This is a genomic window from Arthrobacter luteolus NBRC 107841, assembly GCF_001552075.1.
GTDB lineage: Bacteria > Actinomycetota > Actinomycetes > Actinomycetales > Micrococcaceae > Arthrobacter_B > Arthrobacter_B luteolus.
Genome location: NZ_BCQM01000001.1, coordinates 148,928 through 169,771, shown reverse-complemented (window position 1 = coordinate 169,771; position 20,844 = coordinate 148,928). Strand labels below are relative to the sequence as shown.

Below are 20,844 nucleotides of genomic sequence, written 5' to 3'. Positions count from 1 at the left end.
CCGCCGCTGCTCATCGCCACCTCAAGAAACGAAAGAAAGGGTTCCAATGCAACCTCGATCCCAGCTCCGCACCTTTTCATCCCGGCTTGCCGTCCGACTGCAGTGCAGGCTGCTGGTGGCTCTCTTACCGGACAAAACGGACCGGGAACGCGGGGACGTTCCCGGTTGGGTGATGATCACATTGATGTCGGCGGTCCTGGTCGCTGCCATTCTCGCGGTCGCCCAGGCACAGCTCTTGGAACTCTTCCAATCCGCCATTGACCAGGTACGCCGGTAGCCGGGAGTGCGGTGTGGCCGGCTGCTGGGCCCGGAAGGACAGGCCGGCCACCGAATCCGGGCGCTTGGATGAGACCGGTTCAGCAGTGGTGGACTTCGTGCTGATCGGAGCCCTCCTGACAGTGATCGTTGTTGCGGTGATCCAACTGGCCCTGGTGCTGCACGTCCGCAATACGCTCATCGATGCGGCGGCGTCCGGCGCCCGGTACGGCACGCTGGCTGACCGCAGCCCGGAGGAGGGAGTGGAACGCACCCGGAACCTCATCTCGGGCACACTGTCTCCGGGCTTCGCCGAGGAAGTGACTTTCACGCGCTTGGGGGAGGGCGGAGCATCCATGCTCCAAATCCGGGTAGCTGCACCACTGCCGGTGATCGGACTCATCGGACCCAGCGGCGGGCTGGAGGTGACCGGGCATGCTTACTGGCCTGACGCGGAGGATTAGAGCTGCCGCCGCTGATGACGGCCATGAGCGGGGGAGCGCCGTCGTTGAGTTCGTCTTCCTCGGTGTCCTGCTGCTGGTTCCGCTGATCTATCTCATCGTGGCCGCCGGCCAGGTCCAGGGCGCGGCCTACGCAGTGGTGGGTGCCGCTGACCATGCAGCGAAGGTGTACGCCGCTGCCGGGCCGGACGGCAGCCCTGAAGCACAGGCCCGTGCAGCGGCCGAACTCGCGCTCTCCGACTTTGGCTTCGACGGTCCGGAACTGGAGATGGTTGTCTCCTGTTCAGCTGCGTGCCATGCCCCGGGATCGACAGTCACCGTGACCGTGGCCTTCGACGTTCCCCTGCCCGCAGCCGCCTCCATCCCTGGTCTGGACATGGCTCCGGTCCGGGTCGATGCAACCTCCATGCAGACGGTGGAACGGTTCGGATGACGGCCAAACAAATGAAAACGAGAGCACTGGCTGCCGAGCATGAAGCCGGACAGGTGGGTGTGCTGATCATCGGCTATGTCCTGCTGGCCCTGCTGGTCATTACGGTTGTTGCCGCTGCCTCTTCCGTCTACCTCGGGCACAAAAAACTACTGTCGGCGGCCGACGGCGCGGCGCTCGCAGCAGCAGACACTTTCTCGCTCGCCCAAGTGCAGGGGGCAGCTGCAGGTACCGGCTCCGCCCCTGCTGCTGTCCTGGACTCCGGCGCGGTGACAGCGGCGGTGCAGCGCTACCTGGCGGACAGCGGCGCAGCGGAACGGATCAGTTCGCTGGGCGTGGCTGCGGAGACGGGAACAGTGGACGGACGGACAGCCCGCGTGGTGCTGTCCGGCGTCGTGCATCCGCCAATCGTGAACTTCCTGGTACCGGACGGGATTCCCATCACCGCTGAAAGCGACGCCAGGGCCAGGCTTACACGTTAGGCCTATTAGTCGGCAGGGCAGCAGGATGTAAGCCTGCGTTGGCCCGGAAAGACAGGAATCTGGTCCAAAGCGAGCGGACAGAATGTGGGTCTCGCAGCGGATGAGTTTAGGGACGCAGCTCCGTGCAGGGAATTTCTGTGACCCAGGACCCCGGCGCCTGCTTAATGTCAACGCTTTGCAAGGACGGGTCGATGCGGCAGGCCTCTTCCGCAACCCGCACCTGCGGAGCCCATTCTGGGCCGAAACTTCGTAAATCGGTGACCGGGAAAAAATACACGGTCTGCAGGATGATGAAGGCTCCCACAATGCCTCCACGGAATTGAGGAGTGCCCACCTGCGCCGCGAGACGAGTAGGGATTGTTTCTCTCTCCGGTGTGCTGGAGGCCAGCAGTGGCAGTAAAGCGATGAGGAACATTGAAGGAACTGCACTGTATCTGCTCAGCAGAAAATCCGCCCAGTCAGTTGTCGAGGTGAACTGGGAGTAGTGAAAGTATGGGGCAGGATTTACCACCACTGCGGCCGCCCAGATTACAGCCGAGGCGATCAGCCACATACATCCCATAAACCGTTGTAACGGATCTCCCAACCGCAACAATAAATAGGTGATCAGAGCAAATGGTATCGCAGTGAGGATGATAGGAGCGTAACCGAATCGTTGGATTAAGTCGATGATGGTGGGGCTGTCACCGTAGAAGATGGCTGCACTCGTATTCAGTAAATAACCGTATACAACCGAGAGTAAATCGCCTTGTTCCCCCGTTCCGCCTTCCGGGCGCGGAAACATCCATAGGGTGAACAGTTGGGCGGCGATTCCAGTAGCTAGTCCCGTCTTGGCCCACCACAGCCCCCTGTTCTCTGCCCGCAAAAACACTAACGGCAGAAAAAGAGCTGATTGAATTTCAGTTAAACCGATAATAAGGGCCGTTGACCCTAAGAGGATTCCCTGCGATAGCGTGGAGGGTGTTTTCAGCAGAACCCACGGCGCCAGCCACAGTAAGTACCAATGAAGATTAGCGACATTTCCTAAGGTCTCGATTGCTCCGGGTGCGGATAGAACCGGAATAGAGGCCCAGCAGAGCCGGAGGACCGGGTTCATCGTTACCAAGGACGAGCAATAAAACGTAAGAGCCGCTACCAGCCCAATAATCACGCAGCACGAGATCGTGATAGCAGATGCATAAGATTCTATGCCGAATACCGGAGTGACAAAGGCGACGACAGCTCTCGGAAGGAAGTGAAGGTATCCAGCGTAGGGGTTGAACAGCCCGGGACCCTGTTCAATGTACTCCTGAAGAAATAGAGTTCCGTCTTCGGCCCACACTGTTCTGGAGGCGACGCCCGGAATGCGGAAGTAAGCCAATGTGGCTCCCGCGAATGCAATGGAGGGGACGAGTAGAAAAGACGCCCAACGCGGCCGATTGGAGCGCGGTCCGGACGTCATTCGGTAAAACCGCCTCCCATTTTAGCAATTCAACTGTACCTGCGATGCAAAACTATATCGGTGGACAGACGCTCAGGCTAGGTATTTTGGTGTCCCAGATCCGCGCAGAGGTATCTGCCGGTCGCATGGCGTGGCAATGGCCGTTGGACACGACACCTTTTCACCGTTTTCTGTTGAACTGCACAACGGAAAGGACACATCTGCCGGTGCCGGCAGCGTGACTGCGCCAGCGGGCCGGCAGAGGGCTGCGGCTAAGAAGCCTTCGCCTGCTCCTGCGGAGGATAGTGGCTCCATCCGCCATGGTCGATTTCGAGCAGCGTCCCCTCGGCGTCGAAGCACAGGGTCACCCGCTCGCCGTAGAGGTCGCAGGAGGGGTCAGGACAGCGGTCGCCGCGGGAACCTGAGTAATCAGCGGCTGTGAACTGATCCCAGTCGTCGAGCTTGACCAAGGCCCAGGGATCACCCTGGCCGGCCAGGTCTTCCAGCTGGCCGCGGCTGTATTTCCTGCCTGGCTCCGGATGACGGACCGGGGAAGCGGATTCTGGATGCCGGTTCATGGAAATGATGGTGCTCCTTTCACTGCGGTGCCCCTTAGCTGCGGTGCTGCGCTAACTGCGGTGCGGCTTCAACTGCGGGTGCTCCAAATCCCTGGGGACAGCACCAATCTACTCCCGGCCACCGACGTTCCCCGGTTTCTCCCGGGTGCGTCGGACCGCAGCACCCGGTCCCCGAACCGGGCCATGGCGTAGTCTGTAATCACCATGGCTGAAATTGATTTTCCCGCAGAAATCCGCGCGCTCCGCTCGACCTTCGCGTCCATTGAGGACGTCTCCGACGTCGCAGCAATGAAAGAGGACATCGAAGAACTGAGCGAGATGGCCGGAGAGCCTAATCTTTGGGACGACCCCGACGCCGCCCAGAAGATCACCTCCAAGCTCTCGCACCGCCAGAGCGCGCTTGAACGGCTGCAGAAACTTGAAGCCCGGATCGATGACCTCGAAGTGCTGGTGGAGCTCGCCCAGGACGAGTCCGACGCTGACAGCAAGGCCGAGGCCGGAACTGAACTGGCGTCGCTGCGGAAGGCCCTGGCCGACCTTGAGGTTGTCACCCTGCTCTCCGGTGAGTACGACGAGCGTGAAGCCGTTGTCACCATCCGGGCCGGCGCGGGCGGTGTGGATGCCGCGGACTTCGCGGAAATGCTGCTGCGCATGTACCTGCGCTGGGCTGAACGCCATGGCTACCCGACCCAGGTCCTGGACACGTCCTACGCCGAAGAAGCCGGGCTCAAATCGGCGACCTTCGAAGTCAAAGCGCCTTACGCCTTCGGCACGCTGGTGGTTGAGGCCGGCACCCACCGCCTGGTGCGGATCAGCCCGTTCGACAACCAGGGACGCCGCCAGACGTCCTTCGCCGCCGTCGAGGTTATCCCGCTGATCGAAGCCACGGACCACATCGACATTCCGGACAATGAGATCCGTGTGGATGTTTTCCGTTCCTCGGGCCCCGGCGGCCAGTCGGTGAACACCACGGACTCCGCTGTTCGCCTGACGCACATCCCCACCGGGACCGTGGTCTCCATGCAGAACGAGAAGTCCCAGCTGCAGAACCGTGCTGCGGCCATGCGCGTTCTTCAGTCCCGGCTGCTGCTGCTGAAAAAGGAGCAGGAAGATGCCGAAAAGAAGGCGTTCGCCGGCGATGTGAAGGCCTCATGGGGCGACCAGATGCGCTCCTATGTGCTGAACCCTTACCAGATGGTCAAGGACCTGCGCACCGAACACGAGGTTGGCAACACCTCAGCGGTGTTCGACGGCGAGATCGACGATTTCATCGACGCCGGCATCCGCTGGCGCGCCAACGGCAGCGTCTCCGCCCGGAACTGATCGGTCCCGGAACTGATCGCTCCCGGAACTGATCGTTCCGGCCGGGCTACAGTCCCAAGGAATCCTGCAGGGGAAGGGCGAGCGTTTTGGCGAAGGTGCCGGTGATGTGGTTGTCCCGGTAGACCAGCACGTTGCCAATGACGCCTTGGCAGACACCGTCCGGGCAAAGGTAATCCTTCAGATCTACGACGGTGGCACCGTCGATGGCATCCGCTGCATCGGCAAGCGGGCTGGTGGTCTGCGGCCGGTCGAAGGCACATGAGTCTTCCCGCCCCTTGGCAACGCATTCCGGCACGTTGAACGGCGGATAAGGCAGGTCGCTGATAACGGCTACCGGGATTCCGGCATCGTTCAGAGGTGCCAACGCGCCCACAAAACCGCCGACGGCGTCGGCGTCATCTTTCCAGCGCCAGCCCAGCGCCTCCTCGTATCCGGCGGGGCTCAGGGCGGCGGTAACCACCAAGGCTGGCTTGATCGCCAGGATGTCTTGGATCGTCTGCTCGTTTTGACCGGAGCAATTGGTGTACGTGAAGGTGTCCGAGGCGAGCGGGTGGGTGCTGAAGGGGCAGCCGTTGCGGGCGAGGACATACAGCCGGTGACCGCTCTCGCGTGCCAGGATGCCGAGCGAATCCATGTACTGGGCTGCGTGGGAGTCTCCCACGAGAACGATGCTCCGGCTGCTGGCCGTATCGCCAAAAACGCAGTCCTGATAGTCGACCTCCGCCGGGTTGTATCCGGTGCGGCATTCGTCGGGGACGTGGGGCTGATCGGCGCCGGCGACGGCCGGATCGGGCCTCACCGGCATGTTCGGGGGCGGAACCGGTGAGCCGTAATTTGCCATGGCCCCCGGGTAGGAGGACAGATCCAGCTCAGCATTCAGCGCCTGGACCTTCTCCTCTACGATCAGGTACGGCACCGCGGCAAGGGCCAGGGGAACCACGGTGAGAAGCGCCCCCAGAACAAACACGGAACGGTACTCCGGCGTTGCTGCGCGCCGCCGCCCCCTGGCACGGTTTCGGATCCGCCTCCGGAAGCGGGCCGGATCAAGGACGCGGAAAGGCCGCTCCACAAAACGTGTTGAAAGCGCTGCCAGGGCAACGCTGCCGGCGATGAGTGCGCTGCCGTACAGCCAGTCCGGAGAGGTGCCCAGCAGGTAAACCGAAAAAACGATGACTGGCCAGTGCCAGAGGTAAAGGGAGTAGGAGATATCCCCGACGTAGGTCACCGGACGCAGCGAGTACCAGCGCGCAGGGCCTGCGTATCCCCGAGGGCCCTGGGAACTGCCCGAAGCCAGCAGGGCCAGAGTGCCTGCCACCGGCAGGAGCGCGGCCCACCCCGGGAAAGCCATGGCGGTGGAGAACGTCACTGCCGCAGCCAGCACCATGCCGAGTCCCGCCCACCCAAGGATGGCCCTGGGGATGGTGCCGAAACGCAGCTGCGGGACCGTTACCGCCAGAAGCCCGCCCAGACTCAGTTCCCAGATCCTCGTGGTGGTAAAGAAATAGGCAAGGTCGGGGGCTGCGGCGGAAAACTGGACCGAATGGAGCAGCGATGCCACGGTCAGGACACCCAGTGCAACGATCAACGTGTGCCGGAGGGCGCGCCCTCCGCCGGTCTTCCGGACGATACCGGCACAGAAGAGCATCACCAGCGGAATGACGAGGTAGAACTGTTCCTCAACGGCCAGGGACCAGTAGTGCTGCAGGGGCGACACTGATGCCGTGGCGCCTTCGTAGCTGGACGCCGAGAAAGCCTGGTTCCAGTTCTGGACGTTCAAACCGGCGGCAGCCGCGTCACGGGCGATGGACTGCCAGCGTCCCTCCGGGAAGAGCAGGACAGTGGCAGCCAGGGTTGCCAGCAGCACCGTGGCTGCTGCCGGCAGGAGCCGTTTGATGCGCCGGCTGTAGAACCTGGCAAGAGCCAGTCTGCCGGTCGAGGTGATTTCCCGGGCCAGGGATCCAATGATCAGGTACCCGGAGATGACGAAGAAAACGTCCACGCCCACGAAACCGCCCGGGAGGGACTGCGGCCAGATGTGGTACCAGACCACCAGGGCCACGGCCATGGCCCTGAGGCCCTGGATGTCCCGCCGATGTCCTGCGTGGAGACGAACTTTGCCCGCTGCCGGGGCCGGGTGCGATGCCGAGGCCGGATGTGCCGAAGGCAGCGGCGGCGCGGACAGTGTGAGGGGTGGCACGAAGCGAAAGTATATGCGAATCAGGCGGGGTCACTGGCCCATGAAATGCGCAGGGAAGACCAACGCGGCCCCTGGCCTCAGCGGGTGCGGGCGGCCCTGCCGCTGGCCGGTGCTGCTCCGCTGCACGTTGACGCCCCTGCTGCCGGTGCCATAGGTTCGGCGGAGCAGGCAGTCCACCTGCGAGGACACGACCCCGACCCGGCAAGGGAGCTGGCGCATGACGACGACGGAGCGGGCCGGGAACGGCTCCGGAACCCTGGACGGCAGGTCGGTCATCGTCACCGGGGGAGGCAGCGGCATCGGGGAAGCCTGTGCCCTGAAGTTCGCCGGACTCGGAGCCAAGGTCACGGTCGCCGATGTGAATGCGGAAGCGGCGGAGCGGGTGGCAGCCCTGGCCGGCGGCACCGCCTGGGTAGCCGACCTCAGCGATACGGCTGCCCTGGAATCGGTGTCCCTCGACGCCGATATCCTGATCAACAATGCCGGTATCCAGCGGATCAGCCCCCTCCATGAGTTCGACCCGGAGGCCTTCCGGCTCATTCACCGGCTGATGGTCGAGTCTCCGTTCCTGCTGATCCGTGCCGTCCTGCCGGGCATGTACGAGCGCGGGTTCGGCCGGATCATCAACATCTCCAGCGTTCACGGGCTGCGGGCCTCCGAGTTCAAGAGTGCCTATGTCAGCGCCAAGCATGCACTGGAAGGACTGTCTAAGGTAGCCGCCCTGGAGGGCGGGCCGCACGGCGTCACCTCTAACTGCATTAGTCCGGCCTATGTCCGAACCGCGCTCGTTGAAGCCCAGATCGCCGACCAGGCGGCGCTCCACTCCCTTCCCGAGGAAGACGTCGTCGCGGCCGTTATGCTCACGGAATCCGCGGTGAAACGGCTCGTGGAACCCGGTGAAGTTGCCTCCCTGGCGGCCTGGCTTGCGGGGCCCGACGCCGGAATGGCCACTGGCGCTTCCTACACAATGGACGGCGGCTGGAGCGCCCGGTAGGCTGCGGAGTCCGCGCTGCCCGGCTGCAGGACCGGCGACACACCCGCAAAGGCTCTGCCCGCCGCGGCATTCCGCTGGCTATAGTCGAAAGGCCGGTTACCTGCTCCCAAGCCCAAGGCCCTTGCCGTTCCGGTTGTTACGCGAGGGCATGAAACAGCGATGATCACTTTCGACAACGTCACCAAGGTCTATGACCGCAATTCCCGGCCGGCCCTGAACTCGGTCAGCCTCGACGTCGACCGCGGTGAGTTCGTCTTCCTGGTAGGAGCCTCCGGTTCCGGGAAATCCACCCTCATCCGCCTGGTGCTCAAGGAAGAGCACGCGACCCGCGGCACCGTGTACGTGGCCGGCTCCAACGTAGCCAAGATCCCGAGCTGGCGCGTGCCCCGCCTCCGCCGCGGCATCGGCGTCGTTTTCCAGGACTTCCGCCTGCTTCCCAACAAGACCGTCTTCGCCAACGTGGCTTTCGCCATGCAGGTAATTGGCCGCAGCCGTGCCGTCATCCGGGAAACCGTTCCGGAGGTCCTGAAGACCGTTGGCCTGGAAGGCAAGGACCAGCGGCTCCCGCATGAACTCTCCGGCGGCGAGCAGCAGCGCGTGGCCATTGCCCGCGCCATCGTGAACAAGCCCGGCATCCTGCTCGCAGATGAACCGACCGGAAACCTGGACCCCACCACGTCCCTGGGCATCATGAAGGTCCTGGACCGGATTAACCAGAACGGAACCACCGTCGTGATGGCCACGCACGACCACGACATCGTTAACGCCATGCGCAAGCGGGTCATCGAACTGCGCAACGGCAAAGTGGTCCGTGACGAACGTGAAGGGATCTACCTGGCCACGGCGATGCAGCCGGTGGTCCCGGCGGCCGGAACCTCAGCTGCACCGGCGGACGACGGCGGAAGCTCCGGCGCCGAAACGCCTCCTGAGACCGTCGACGCCGCGAAACCCAACGGCCTGGCCGGTTCGGAGGTCTCCGAATGAGGATGGCCTTCGTGATGGGCGAGATCGGTTCCGGGATCCGCCGCAACCTCTCCATGGTTGTCTCCGTCATCCTGGTGACCTTTGTGTCCCTGACCTTCGTCGGCGCGGCTGGCCTTCTGCAGCTGCAGATCAACCAGATGAAGGGCTACTGGTACGACCGGGTGCAGGTGGCCGTGTTCCTCTGCGTTGACAATGACACGTCCCCGTCATGCGCCTCGGGCGCGGTGACCGACCAGCAGCGCAACGCGATCGAAACCAAGCTGAATTCCCCGGAGTTCGAGCAGTACATCGACACGGTCCAGTTCGAAGACCAGCAGACCGCGCTGGGCCACTTCCGCGAACAGTTCGCCAACTCCCCGATTGTGGACAGCGTGACCGCGGACCAGCTGCCGGAGACCTTCCGGGTGTCCCTGGTGGATCCGGAAAAGTATGAAGTCATCAACGAGGCCTTTTCTTCGATGCCCGGCGTCGAGTCCGTCAGCGACCAGCGGGAGCTGCTCGAAAAGGTCTTCTCCTTTATGAACATCGCCTCGCTCGTTGCGTTGCTGATCGCCGTCCTGATGCTGGTGTGCGCCATCCTGCTCATCGCCACGACAATCCGGCTCTCCGCCTTCAGCCGCCGCCGGGAAACCGGAATCATGCGTCTGGTGGGCGCCTCCAAGGCGGTGATCCAGCTGCCCTTTGTGCTTGAAGGTGTCATCGCAGCACTCATCGGGGCCGTGCTGGCCTCCGGAACGCTGTGGGCCGTGGCGCACTTCTTCATCGGAATGCTGGCACGCCAGTATCCCGCAACCGCCTTCATATCTTCACAGGAAGTACTCATACTGAGTCCGGTATTGCTGATTCTTGGCGCGTTGCTGGCGGGCGTGTCCTCGCTGCTGACGCTCAGACGGTACATCAAGGTCTAGAGTGTGGGCACTGGGAAAGGAAAGCTGAAAAGTTCCATGGAAAGTCTCGCCAATGAATGACCGCCAGGTTCCGCGGCAGCCCCAAGCCGCACGTTGGACGCGCCCTGCCAAGCGGGGTGCCGCCGTCGTTGCTGCCATGGCGCTTGCCCTGGTTCTCGCGTTCAACTCCACGGCCAACGCTGATGAACTCAGCGACCGCAAGGCTGCCCTGGACGCCGAGCAGCAGCGGGTCCAGGAACAGTACGAGTACCTCGGTGCGGACATTGCCAAGACAGTGGCGCAGCTGAACATTTACCAGAACGAAGAGCTTCCTGCCGCCCAGACGGTCCTGGCCGACGCCGAAGGGCGGGTAACGTCCGCATCCGCGAAAGTGGGTGCGCTGACTGACCGTGTGGCCCTGGCACAGGAAACCCGGAACACCATCGCCGCCCAGATCGACGAGGACAAAAAGGCGCTCAACGAGACCCAGAAGGTGATCGGACAGATCGCCAGCCAGGCGTACAAGAGCGGCGGCGTGCCCTCGAGCCTGACACTGCTGTTTGGGGCTGACGGTGCGGACAGCCTGACGGACTCCATGGGGATGGCCGGTCAGGCGCTGCGTGGACAGAACGCCGCTGTGGAGCGCCTCACCCAGCAGGCGGCCACCAACGTGAACTCCGAAGCGCGGCTGACGGCGGTGGAGGAGGAAATCTCCACGCTCAAGGCCCAGGCAGAAGAGGCACTGAAGGCCGAGCAGAGTGCCCGCGACGAAGCGGCTGCCGAGAAGGCCAAGGTCGATGAGCTGATTGCCAGCGCCGAAGCCCTTAATAATGAGCTCGAAGCGCAGAAACCGGTTGTCCAGGCGAAGCTGTCCTCCATCCAGTCGGAGCAGGCAGCCGTCCAGGCTGAGATTGCAGAGCGCCAGCGCATCATGCTGGAGGAAGCCCGCCGGGCCGAAGAAGCACGCATTGCCGAAGCCAACCGGATTGCCGCCGAGCAGGCAGCACAAAACAACCAGCCGGCCCCGCCGCCGCAGACCGTTGTTCCCACGAACCCGTCGGCATTCGGCCTCCGTTACCCGGTCAGCGCGCCGGTGACCTCCGGGTTTGGCTGGCGTTCGACGCCGGCGGGCACCATCGATTTCTCCGGAACCGGCGGATACCTGCACTCCGGCATCGACTTCGGTGCAGCCTGCGGGACACCGATCTACGCTGCCGCGGCCGGCGAGGTGTGGCGCTCGGACATGGGCGGCAACGAGATGATCGGAACCGGAAACCGAATCGTGCTGAACCACGGCGTCATCGGAACCAGCGCGCTGGCCACGAACTACTACCATATGAGCAGCCGGGTCGTCTCGGCGGGGCAGTGGGTCAATGCCGGCCAGCTGATCGGATATGTGGGTTCCACCGGTAACTCGACCGGCTGCCACCTGCACTTCGAGACCATGCTCAACGGCCAGCTCGTTAACCCCTCGGGGCTGCTCTAGGCCTACAATGGGTGTTCCGCATCCAGGATCCACCTTCCACTAAGGAGTTGAACCGTGCCCAAAGAAAGTGGCCGTAAAGTTGTGGCCACCAACCGCAAGGCCCGGCATAACTACGAAATCCTCGACACCTACGAGGCTGGAATGGTGCTTATGGGCACCGAGGTCAAGTCGCTGCGTGAAGGGCGGGCCTCCCTGGTGGACGGTTTCGCAACCTTTTATAACGACGAACTGTGGATGGAAGCTGTCTACATTCCGGAGTACCTCAACGGCAGCTGGACCAACCACTCAGCGCGCCGGCGCCGGAAGCTGTTGCTGCACCGCGAGCAGCTGGACAAGATCGCACAGAAAACCCGCGAGTCCGGCTTCACGATTGTTCCGCTGCAGCTCTATTTCCTGGACGGGCGGGCCAAGGTGGAAATCGCCGTCGCCCGCGGTAAGCGGGACTACGACAAGCGGCAGACCCTGCGGGAGAAGCAGGACAACAGGGAAGCCCTGAGGGAGATGCGCGCCAAGAACCGCGGAGCCTGATGAGCGGCACCTTCTGGGAACCTCAGTCCGAGCAGCCGGAGGAGCGCGGCCCGCGCAAGCCCGTGTGGGCGTGGGCTGTCACGGTGCTGGATCTGCTGATCGTCCTGGCGATCGCTCCCATCGTTATCCTGGTGGCGGTGCCGTTTTTCGCGGTGTTCTACATTTACCTGGCCCAGGTTCTGGTGTGGATTTCGCCGCTGCTGCTCGTGGCTAACGCCGTCCTTTTCGGCTGGGCGTTCCGCCGCAAGTACGCCGGCATGACAGCCCTGGCCATCCTCTCGGTGCTGTTCGTGCTGCTCGCCGCCGTGGTCCTGGTTCTCTGGGGCACGCCCTTCACGGTGTTCGGCCTGACGTTCTAACCGGGATGCGCTATAGTTAACGGTCCGGTGTGTTAATGACCGGACAGCTGTACCGGATACTGAAATTTGTACCGAAGTGGTACTGAACCGGCGCAGCAAGCAGTTTGGTAAATCAGTTGGTAACTGAATACGGGGATGACAGGTTTCGACGATGTTAGTCGCGACAGGTGAAGCGGGCCGAGGATGCAGGGTTATCTCGTAAACGCTCCTTGCAAACCAATAAGTGCCGAATCAAAGCGCACTGACTTCGCTCTCGCTGCCTAAGCAGCAGGCATAGTCCGTCAGACCGGGAATGCTCTCGTCCCGGATCCTGGCGTCATTTAGAGGGCCACTGCTGAGCACTTTCGCCGTTGGAGTGCTCGGGACTTTTAGACGGCTGGGCCCGGATCAGCCACTTGTTCACATGATGGCTGGGGCCGAGAAACTCCGACGTGAACTGCGCCCGGAGAAGCCCTGACAACACGACATCGGACGGGGGTTCAATTCCCCCCATCTCCACCAACGAGAAGCACCTCGGCCTTCGGGCCGGGGTGCTTTTCTGCGTTCCGGCCACGAACTGCAGAGGGGTGACAGGGGCCCTCAGCGGCCGGCTAGGAGGCACTGTCTTCGTAGTACTCGCTGGACAGACCGTATTCCGGGTCCAGCTTGGAGCGTTCCATTTGGTGCTCCTTCGGGTTCTCCCGGCAGGGGGACGTCAGCAGTATTTCCACGCTCGCATCGCCGTCCTCGTGGTGGGTAGCCGTGACGCCGAGGTCGTCCTTCGTGTACAGCAACACCCGTACATCTCCGCCCTCTTCGGGCGGATAGGACACCTCGTTCTGCCGCTCCCAGCCTTCGGCGTCCAGCCAGGTCCCGACGCGGTCCAGCGCGGCGCTGGCCGCCGCGGTATCTTCGACCAGGCCGGAAGCCGAGCCAAGCCACCTGGTTTCGAGCTGCTGCTCTTTAATTTCCGGCCGGAGACACGATTCTTCCCTCAAATGCTCAAGGTCCAGGCCAGCACCGGCCTCCTCGATCAGCGCTGGCAGGAGCTCCTCAAACTGTGTCAGATATTCCGGTGACTCCTGCGCCGCGGCAGAATCAGGGGTTGTTTCGGAGTTCAAGGCACAGCCTCCCAATGTTGCGGTCAGGACAAGGGCGCCGGCAAGGGCAGCGGCAGGACGCAAGTTCACTTTTCGAGACTTTCTGTCGTCACAGTCGGCAGCTTCATATTGGCGTATTCTTCCGGTCGTTCTTCGATGGGGCTCTCCGCATAGGAGTAGCCGAATCCGTAGTGCCATACCTCATCAACGTACAGGCTCACCCGGCCGCCCTCGATCACCGCCTGCATGTTGGCCGCAGACGTTGATCCCGGGACGAAATAGTCCGAGTGCCCCTTCATCAGCGAATCCGGGTCTTTCGGGTCCAGGAAACCTGATTCCAGTCTGTCGGCGTTCATCTGGGAATTCGGATTTCCACCGCTCCAGAAGGAGCCGCTGTGGAAACCGCCGCCGCCTGCCTGCGCCACGGTAATTTGATCGTCGCGGGTTTGGATCCAATAGCGGTTTGCATCAGGAGAAACGGTATCTGCGGGACTCGATACGTTGTGGCCGATGCCCGCGGGCGCCACATAGAGAATGTTCGACGCCGTCAGCCCTTCCCGCTCTCCTGTGCCGAGAAGCGATCCGCCGGCGCTGTACCCGATATAGGTGCTGCGGACATCGGTGGGGACCTCCAGATCCAGGGCATGATCGAACGCGGCCAGGAGAGGCCCGCCGTCCTCGTTGTAGGAGCTGGTGAGGTTGTGGTGGAGCTCGTTCGGCAGGTCGGTGCCCTGCCAGTAGAAAGAGAGTGTTGCAGGTTTAGCCAAACCATTGACGGCGTCCAGCCGCTGCTCATAGGACCCCAAGGTGCCGAGGTCGGCGCCGGTGCCGGGCACCAGGACAGCCGTCCGGGAGACAGCCGCCGAGGGCGTGCCATGCATTGTGACGATCTGCCCGTCGGCCTCAGTGCTCACCAGGATCACCTGGGAATCATGGTCGACGGCGTAATCCAGTCCCTTGAGCAGCAGCTCAAGCCGTGCCTGCTCGGTCTGCCACTCGTCATAGTCTCTCCGCCAATCCAGCTGAGCGGCCGGTTTCTGGCCGTAATCAGACAAATCCGGTTCCTTAAGCGCGGCCAAATCCTGCCGGGCCGTATGCCGGTAGCCGGCCACCGTGACCGTATTGGCATGGGCCCTTGCGGCAAACGGCACACCGTTCAGGGCGCCGAAGACGGCAGGGTAGAGCAGAAGGAGTTTTTCCTGGTCGGCGGCAGAAAGGTCCAGCCAGGCAGCGCGGATTGCTGCAATGCCCTCCTTTGACTGACTGTCATGCATCACGTCTGACAGGGCCGCCTCGGGACTTCCGAAGGGGAATGGACCTACCAGTTTGTTGGCTGCCAGCAAAGCAGCGCCCTCAGGATTGGCTTCAGCCCAAGCCTTCAACTCGGCCGCATCCAACCCCCGGAGGGAGGGAAGCAGCGCGCGCGGAGTCACGGCGCCCAGCCGTTCGTCGAGCGTGCTGGTCAGCGAGGCCCAGCTCACCTGCGGCAGCGTCTGGCTGCCAAGGTGGGCGGTCATGGGCAAACCCTCCCCGGTGCCTCCGGAAACCGAGGCCAGGCGGGCAACGGTGTCCTGCTGCAGGGTGTTCCACCGTGCCGTCAGCTCGCCCGCCCGGGTATTGAAGCTGTCAACAGTTTTCCCGTGAGCTACGGGGTCCTCGCCTTCTACGAGCGCCCGGGGCTGTTCGGCTGTGAGCTGTCTAAGTTCCTCGGCGAGGGTTAGGGCAGCGGCAGCGAAATCCTGGATGATCCCGGCGGCGGAGACCAGGGCGGCCCGCCACTGTGCCATGGGCTCGGCCAGTGAATCCATGGCCGCGTGCACCACATCCTGGGTCGTGGGTTCCCGGTAGGCGGGCCCCACCCGCTGCCAAGCGGTTGTGGCGTCGCCCAGATAGCCCTCCGCCACTCCTGCGCGCAGCAGGAGGTCCTGGGCCAGGGCATCGAGGTGGGTCCAGTCGCCGCTGATGTCCGGGAGGGTGGAAAAAACCATCATTGCTCCAGGAACCGCAAACGCCCGGTCCGGGGCGGGGCGGCCGGTGCATAGGCCGTGGGGAGGGTTGAGAGCGCCGATTCAGCGGCCGCCGTCATTTCCCCATCTGCATCGACGATGGCTTGGGCAGCATCAGTGAGGGCTGTGGCTTTTCGAAACACCAGGCTCGAGACGCGCTGTGCGACACTCTGCCGGGGAGTCCAAAACTCCGCAAAGGCACCGGAAACGAGGTCGGCGCTGCCGAAACTCCCCGCGAGATCGGCGGCGGTATCCGCAGTGGCGTTCCCGGCCTGGTGCAGGGCCTGGCCATCCGCTGCCACGTCAACCACGACGGCGTGGATGGCTGCCGGCTGGATCTCGTACTGCAAGCTTCCCCCTGGATGCGCGGACGTTTCGGTCACGTCCGAGTCTGCTGCAGCGGCGAACTGACGTCGATGGGTAGAACTACCCATCGACGTGTCTGGCCAGCCGGACCGGCATAACGGGGACGGCTGGCACGGGGGCCCTTCCTGTCCTTGGTAAGCTTGTCTGAAGCCCTTCGCCCGCCGTCCTGCGCTCTGCAGTGTCCGGCTCGGAGGTGAAGGCGCCCCTTTCCACCGCACCCACCACTGACCTGCTGCTTCGCTCTGCCCTGTGCCTTCGTAAGTGCTGTGCCGGCCGGAGAGTAAGTGTCGTGCCCCAAAGCCCGGCGGCGGGAAGAACCGCAATACCGTAGGAGAAGCGCCACCCCCATGCAGTCTGCCCCCGAAGCCGTTCACGCCGAAACCCTCTGGAACCGCCGCTACGAACCCAACGTCGCCGAAGTCAACCAGCTCTGCGACTCCCTGATGGAACTCAAGCCAGGCAGCGAGGTGCAGTACATCGACCCGCAGCACGATGTTGATGAAGCCAGGATCGTGAGCCTGTTCTCCAACAACGGTCCGGCGCACCCGTCCGGCTTCATCACCGCCGGCAGCGACGAGGCAATGACCCGCCTGCTGGGGGTCCACTGGCAGGTTGGCCTGCGCCCCGAATTTGTCATGCCCTGGAACGTGCACCCCTGGTACACCCCGGGAGAGCCGCACACCAAGCTGACAAAGGAAGAAGTCGCGGAGGGCCTGCGGCCGCTGCTGCGCTTCCTGGCCCTCGTGCCCCGGGCCTCGGTGATTATTGCCCACGGTACGGAGGCCCAACGGCTCGCGGCTGCTTTCCTCAAGACGGAAAACCGCATGATCTACCGCCGCAGCTTCAAGATCTATAAGGCACGTTCGGCCGAAGGCCGTTCCTTTGGTGCCACGGAGGAACGCCAGCAGGAATCGCTCGCGGAAATGCGGCTGGCCTACAAAGACGCCATGGCCCGCACCGGGCTGGCTGCTACCGGACGTTAGCAGGCACCCCGGGTCAGCCAGTACCGGACCCGAAACTCAGCCCGCGTTCACCGGAACATCGACGATTCCGGTGAAGCGGGTGCCAACGCCCTCATACTCGCTGCGTACCGAGCCGGCGGGCACCAGCGGAAGCTCCCGTTCACTGTGATCTGAGCACACCACGTGCGTGAACTCAGGCCACCACTTCTTCGGCCGCGCGGTTTCGCGGTAGCCGCAGACCGCGCATTCCAGGGTCACCCAGACCGGGCGCTTGCCGGTGCGGTTTGCCCGCGACTGAAGCAGCCACTGCGGGGGATTGGTGTTGAGCTCATCAAGGTCGGTTTGTTCCATCCGCTGCGGAAGGCCGTGCCGGACGGCCATTTCGAGCGGAATATCAAGGATCTGTGCTGCAAGGCGTCTGGTAATCATCGCCTTCAACGATACGGCAGGGCACGACGGCGGTTGTCCGCCGTCGTGCCCTGTTCCGGTGAGCAGGTGGTTCAGTCCGCCTCGGCAAAGGCCTGCCGGAGGTTGGCCTCCTGCTCCTTGGAGAGGTTGGTGGCGATCAGGGAGGCACCGGGGAATCCGTCCTTGAAAGCGTCCAGGACACGGTCCTCGACAGCGTCCGATGACAGGACGAAGAGCGCAGAGGTTCCGGGCGTCACTTCCTGCCGGACCTGTTTGATGAAGTTGTCGTCAATACCGACGTCCACCATGGAAGCCGAAAGGGCGCCCACGGCAGCGCCCACGGCGGCACCGATCAGTGGAATAAAGAAAATCAGCCCAAAGAGCAGTCCCCAGAAACCGCCGCCGAGGGCTCCTGTGCCAACAAGATTGTGCTCCTGGATGGTCCGGGGCTTCTTCTTGTCGCGCGGCCAGGTGACGATGGCCTCGTCCTGAACCGTGATCAGGTTCTGGGACTGGAGGCTGGCGAGGGTTTGCGTTGCCCGTTCTGCGGCATCCGCATCGGGGAATTTCCAGACGGTCAGTGTTGCCATGGCAGATACTCCAAACGGTTGGGATCCAGGCACCATCCGGCGTACCAGGGGTACGCGGACGGGCAGGGTAGGTGTCACGTTAGCCAGCGGTGCACGCCAAGATCAAGGACACCGGAGCACCCGGGACCCTGCGGGGCCAACACCGGCCTTCTGCCCTGTCTAACCAGCTTTGGCAGCCGTAGACTAAAGCCGGCCAGCGCCCCGCACAAAGCACCCTTTCAGGAGAGTCCATGAGGGACCTTTCCCGGCCCGCATGGTGGACCAATGCCGTGGTCTACCAGATTTATCCGCGGAGTTTTCAGGACACCACCTCGGATGGATTGGGCGACCTCACGGGGATCATCCGGCGGCTGGACTATCTCTCTGACCTCGGAGTCGATGTTCTTTGGCTGACGCCGATCCATGAGTCGCCCCAGCGCGATAACGGCTACGACATCAGCAACTACCGCCGGGTCGACTCCGTTTTTGGCACCGAGGCGGAATTCGACCGTCTGTTGTCCGAGGTCCATTCACGCGGCATGAAAATGATCATGGACCTGGTCATCAACCACACATCCACCGATCATGAGGCGTTTCGCCGGTCGGCATCCTCAAGGGAGAACGCATCGCGTGACTCCTACCACTGGCGTGACCCCCGACCGTCCTTCCGTGGTGGCGAACCAGGGGCCGAACCGAACAACTGGGGCTCGCTCTTCGGCGGATCGGCCTGGACCTGGAACGAAGCGACCGGCCAGTACTACCTCCACCTCTTCTCCCCGCACCAGCCGGACCTGAACTGGGCCAGCACCCGGGTACGGAACCGGGTGTACGAGATGATGAACTGGTGGATGGACCGCGGGATCGACGGCTTCCGCATGGATGCAGTCAACTTCATTTCCAAGGACCAGCGTTTTCCGGACAGCATGATCCAGTTCGGCGGGGTGTGGGGCGACGGGGCACCGTTTTTCACCTCCGGGCCGCGGGTCCATGAATTCGTCCAGGAGTTTATGCGCGCCGTCTTCTCGCATCGCAGCGGCGACTATCTGGTGGTGGGGGAGACCACCGGGGCCACCGTTGAGGAAGCACAGCTGTTTACCGATCCATTCCGGAACGAGCTCGACATGCTGTTCCAATTTGAGCATGTGAACCTGGACCACGGACCGGGAGGCAAATGGGACCGCCGACCGGTGAACCTCCGTGACCTGAAGACCAGCTGGAACCGCTGGCAGCGCGGGCTGGCGGACCGCGGCTGGAACAGCCTCTACCTCAGCAACCATGACCAGCCCCGGCATCTGTCACGGTTCGGAGACGACCTGGTGTTCCGGTACGAATCCGCCACGCTGTGGGCCACGCTGCTGCATATGCAGCGCGGAACCCCGTTCATTTACCAGGGCGAAGAAATCGGGATGACCAACGCCGGGTTTACGTCCATCGAGCAATACCGCGACGTGGAGTCCCTGAACTTCTATGCCGACTCAACGTCCCGGGGCATGGCCCCGGAGGCGGCACTGGAAATTCTCGGGCACGCCAGCCGTGACAACGCGCGCACTCCAATGCAGTGGGACCCGGGACCCTATGCGGGGTTCTCCGGCTCCGCGCCCTGGATCGGGATGGGCCCCCGGCATGAGGACATCAATGTGGAGAGTGACCGCAGGTCCGGCAAGTCGATCTTCGGCTATTACCAGCAGCTGATCCGCCTGCGGCACGAGCTGCCGGTGGTGGCGCTGGGGGACTTTACCCTGCTGGAACCGAATCATCCGGTGCTTTTTGCCTTTCGCCGTTCCCTGGGCGATTCACGGCTCGGAGTCCTGGCTAATCTCTCCGGGAGCGAGCTGCCCGTCCCCGCAGATCTGCAGGCGGGCGAGGTGCTGCTGGACAACTACGGCGGGGCGGGGAAAGCCGCCGTGCTGGGCCCTTGGGAAGCACGGATTACGGATCTCAGCAGGGTGGGTTAGCCCTCGCCCGTGAGGCTCGACCGGTAGAGCCGCAGCAGGCCTGCGTGCCCGTCCGCCTCCATCGCGCGGCGCTGGCGTTCGGCGCCGGTACCCGTCTCCCAAAGATTGGTGAGCCCGGCCTGGACCCAGTCCGTGTCCTGCTCCGCGTCGAGGGCAGGGCCGGCGAAGTCGAGCAGGGCGCGGATCCGTTCCCTGGCGGGAACCAGTTCGGCGCTCACCGGGTCGACCAGCGTGCTGGTAAGGCCTTCGCGGGCGGCCTGCCACATGGCTGCATCGAGCAGCTCGGATTCCGGAACTGGACGGTGGACGCCACGCTCGGCTTCCTCCACGGCGGTGTTGACCAGCCCTCGGATCAGGGCTGCCAGGAGCACGGAGTCCCGTGCCTCGAGCTGGGCGTCACCGGCGCGGACTTCCAGGGTGGGATAGGAGTCGGAGAGCCGGGCCATCCAGGTCAGCACGCCGCGGTCGATGATGGCTCCGGTGGCCACGAGCTGCTCTACCCGGCGCTCGTAATCAGCGGCGTCCTTGAAGACCGGAGGGCATCCCTGGACCGGCCAGCGCCGGTAATGCACCACCCGCCAGCTGCCGAAACCGCTGTCCCGGCCGAGCCAATAGGGTGAATTGGTGCTTAGCGCCACGATGGCTGGCAGCCATTCACGGATCCGGTTCAGTGCCTGGACCCCGGCTTCCCGCCCGGGAACCGAAACGTGGACGTGGAGTCCGTTGACGAACTGGTCGCCGACAATCCCCGGGGCGCTCGCCCGCAGATCCCGGTAGCGTTCCTTGTCCGTAAGCTCGGGGTAATGGTCTTCGATGAACGGCGCGGAAGCGGTTCCGGCTGCCACCACCGATGCTTTGCGTGCTGCAGCTTCCAGCTGGGCACGGAAGTTGAGCAGATACTCCTCCGCCTCCGTCAGCGTGGAGGAGACCGGCGTGGCCGTCTCAAGCTGGCAGCTGAGCAGCTCACGTTGGATCTCGCCCTCGGTCACCCGGGGCGACTGATGCAGGTATCCGGCTACTTCGTCCGCCTTGTGCACCGGCAGGCCGGTGGACGGATCCAGCAGCAGGTATTCTTCCTCGATGCCCAGTGTCGCCATGCATCCCTCCAAGATCGT

Annotated in this window: 22 protein-coding genes and 1 other RNA gene; 14 read left to right on the top strand and 9 right to left on the bottom strand. The window is 63.4% G+C overall.

Features of this window, described 5'->3' with window-relative positions; all coding sequences use genetic code 11:
* Window positions 1–46: 46 nt before the first annotated feature.
* The 4 genes from AL3_RS00800 (at window position 47) to AL3_RS00785 (ending at window position 1,628) form a co-directional block, all read left to right on the top strand.
* On the top strand, window positions 47–277 hold the full coding sequence (locus AL3_RS00800) for a hypothetical protein (protein WP_066295582.1): 231 nt from the start codon (window positions 47–49) through the stop codon (window positions 275–277).
* Window positions 278–341: 64 nt separating this feature from the next.
* Window positions 342–719, top strand: a complete 378-nt coding sequence (locus AL3_RS00795; protein ID WP_066296919.1) for a TadE family protein — start codon at window positions 342–344, stop codon at window positions 717–719.
* Window positions 691–1,149: a hypothetical protein gene (locus tag AL3_RS00790; protein ID WP_066295580.1), complete on the top strand. Its 459-nt coding sequence runs from the start codon at window positions 691–693 to the stop codon at window positions 1,147–1,149. Before AL3_RS00795 ends, AL3_RS00790 begins: the two co-directional genes overlap by 29 nt.
* An 11-nt stretch (window positions 1,150–1,160) precedes the next feature.
* Window positions 1,161–1,628 carry a pilus assembly protein TadG-related protein gene (locus AL3_RS00785; RefSeq protein ID WP_066296916.1) on the top strand — a complete coding sequence of 156 codons (468 nt, stop codon included), beginning with the start codon at window positions 1,161–1,163 and terminating at the stop codon, window positions 1,626–1,628.
* Window positions 1,629–1,734: 106 nt separating this feature from the next.
* Here the strand turns inward: AL3_RS00785 and AL3_RS18290 are convergent, their stop codons facing one another.
* Window positions 1,735–2,988 carry a hypothetical protein gene (locus AL3_RS18290; protein WP_151723896.1) on the bottom strand — a complete coding sequence of 418 codons (1,254 nt, stop codon included), beginning with the start codon at window positions 2,986–2,988 and terminating at the stop codon, window positions 1,735–1,737.
* A 332-nt stretch (window positions 2,989–3,320) separates the two neighbouring features.
* Entirely contained in the window at window positions 3,321–3,626 is a 306-nt protein-coding gene (locus AL3_RS00775; RefSeq protein WP_066295578.1) for a hypothetical protein, read from the bottom strand.
* A 204-nt stretch (window positions 3,627–3,830) separates the two neighbouring features.
* Between AL3_RS00775 and prfB the strand changes: the two genes are divergently transcribed.
* The gene (gene prfB / locus AL3_RS00770; protein ID WP_066295574.1) at window positions 3,831–4,949 is read left to right on the top strand and encodes a peptide chain release factor 2; all 1,119 of its coding nucleotides are present in this window, start codon (window positions 3,831–3,833) and stop codon (window positions 4,947–4,949) included.
* 46 nt (window positions 4,950–4,995) lie between these two features.
* Here prfB and AL3_RS00765 read toward each other — a convergent pair whose 3' ends face one another.
* The gene (locus AL3_RS00765; protein WP_083521337.1) at window positions 4,996–7,146 is read right to left on the bottom strand and encodes an acyltransferase family protein; all 2,151 of its coding nucleotides are present in this window, start codon (window positions 7,144–7,146) and stop codon (window positions 4,996–4,998) included.
* Window positions 7,147–7,363: 217 nt separating this feature from the next.
* Here AL3_RS00765 and AL3_RS00755 point away from each other — a divergent pair, with 217 nt between their 5' ends.
* The 7 genes from AL3_RS00755 (at window position 7,364) to ssrA (ending at window position 12,885) form a co-directional block, all read left to right on the top strand.
* On the top strand, window positions 7,364–8,140 hold the full coding sequence (locus AL3_RS00755; protein WP_066295569.1) for an SDR family oxidoreductase: 777 nt from the start codon (window positions 7,364–7,366) through the stop codon (window positions 8,138–8,140).
* A 159-nt stretch (window positions 8,141–8,299) separates the two neighbouring features.
* The gene (ftsE, locus tag AL3_RS00750) at window positions 8,300–9,124 is read left to right on the top strand and encodes a cell division ATP-binding protein FtsE (RefSeq protein ID WP_066295568.1); all 825 of its coding nucleotides are present in this window, start codon (window positions 8,300–8,302) and stop codon (window positions 9,122–9,124) included.
* A complete protein-coding gene (gene ftsX, locus AL3_RS00745; RefSeq protein WP_066295567.1) occupies window positions 9,121–10,032 on the top strand; it encodes a permease-like cell division protein FtsX in 912 nt (303 codons plus the stop codon). The genes ftsE and ftsX overlap by 4 nt, the downstream gene beginning before the upstream one ends.
* Before the next feature lie 52 nt (window positions 10,033–10,084).
* Window positions 10,085–11,497, top strand: a complete 1,413-nt coding sequence (locus tag AL3_RS19030; protein WP_066295563.1) for a M23 family metallopeptidase — start codon at window positions 10,085–10,087, stop codon at window positions 11,495–11,497.
* 54 nt (window positions 11,498–11,551) lie between these two features.
* Window positions 11,552–12,025, top strand: coding sequence for an SsrA-binding protein SmpB (smpB, locus tag AL3_RS00735; RefSeq protein WP_066295558.1), 474 nt, complete (start codon window positions 11,552–11,554; stop codon window positions 12,023–12,025).
* Entirely contained in the window at window positions 12,025–12,384 is a 360-nt protein-coding gene (locus tag AL3_RS00730) for a hypothetical protein (RefSeq protein WP_066295557.1), read from the top strand. Before smpB ends, AL3_RS00730 begins: the two co-directional genes overlap by 1 nt.
* A 131-nt stretch (window positions 12,385–12,515) precedes the next feature.
* Window positions 12,516–12,885, top strand: a transfer-messenger RNA (tmRNA) gene (gene ssrA / locus AL3_RS00725).
* Window positions 12,886–12,974: 89 nt separating this feature from the next.
* Here ssrA and AL3_RS00720 read toward each other — a convergent pair.
* From AL3_RS00720 to AL3_RS00710, 3 genes are all read right to left on the bottom strand, one after another.
* On the bottom strand, window positions 12,975–13,484 hold the full coding sequence (locus AL3_RS00720) for a hypothetical protein (protein WP_157075237.1): 510 nt from the start codon (window positions 13,482–13,484) through the stop codon (window positions 12,975–12,977).
* 65 nt (window positions 13,485–13,549) lie between these two features.
* The gene (locus AL3_RS00715) at window positions 13,550–15,454 is read right to left on the bottom strand and encodes a hypothetical protein (RefSeq protein WP_157075236.1); all 1,905 of its coding nucleotides are present in this window, start codon (window positions 15,452–15,454) and stop codon (window positions 13,550–13,552) included.
* Window positions 15,451–15,819: a DUF6507 family protein gene (locus tag AL3_RS00710; protein WP_066295553.1), complete on the bottom strand. Its 369-nt coding sequence runs from the start codon at window positions 15,817–15,819 to the stop codon at window positions 15,451–15,453. Before AL3_RS00710 ends, AL3_RS00715 begins: the two co-directional genes overlap by 4 nt.
* A 363-nt stretch (window positions 15,820–16,182) precedes the next feature.
* On the opposite strand from AL3_RS00710, the gene AL3_RS00705 reads away from it, so the two are divergent.
* Window positions 16,183–16,818: a uracil-DNA glycosylase family protein gene (locus tag AL3_RS00705; protein ID WP_066295552.1), complete on the top strand. Its 636-nt coding sequence runs from the start codon at window positions 16,183–16,185 to the stop codon at window positions 16,816–16,818.
* A gap of 36 nt (window positions 16,819–16,854) precedes the next feature.
* Here the strand turns inward: AL3_RS00705 and AL3_RS00700 are convergent, their stop codons facing one another.
* Both AL3_RS00700 and AL3_RS00695 read right to left on the bottom strand, forming a co-directional pair.
* The gene (locus AL3_RS00700) at window positions 16,855–17,226 is read right to left on the bottom strand and encodes a hypothetical protein (protein ID WP_066295550.1); all 372 of its coding nucleotides are present in this window, start codon (window positions 17,224–17,226) and stop codon (window positions 16,855–16,857) included.
* Between the two features lie 71 nt (window positions 17,227–17,297).
* Window positions 17,298–17,645 (bottom strand): DUF1269 domain-containing protein, encoded by a 348-nt coding sequence (locus tag AL3_RS00695; protein WP_370664981.1) that lies wholly within the window; start codon window positions 17,643–17,645, stop codon window positions 17,298–17,300.
* A 380-nt stretch (window positions 17,646–18,025) separates the two neighbouring features.
* Between AL3_RS00695 and AL3_RS00690 the strand changes: the two genes are divergently transcribed.
* Window positions 18,026–19,729 carry an alpha-glucosidase gene (locus AL3_RS00690; protein ID WP_066295547.1) on the top strand — a complete coding sequence of 568 codons (1,704 nt, stop codon included), beginning with the start codon at window positions 18,026–18,028 and terminating at the stop codon, window positions 19,727–19,729.
* Here AL3_RS00690 and AL3_RS00685 read toward each other — a convergent pair.
* On the bottom strand, window positions 19,726–20,826 hold the full coding sequence (locus AL3_RS00685) for a carboxylate-amine ligase (RefSeq protein ID WP_066295542.1): 1,101 nt from the start codon (window positions 20,824–20,826) through the stop codon (window positions 19,726–19,728). The two genes, AL3_RS00690 and AL3_RS00685, sit on opposite strands and share 4 nt — an antisense overlap.
* Window positions 20,827–20,844: the final 18 nt, after the last annotated feature.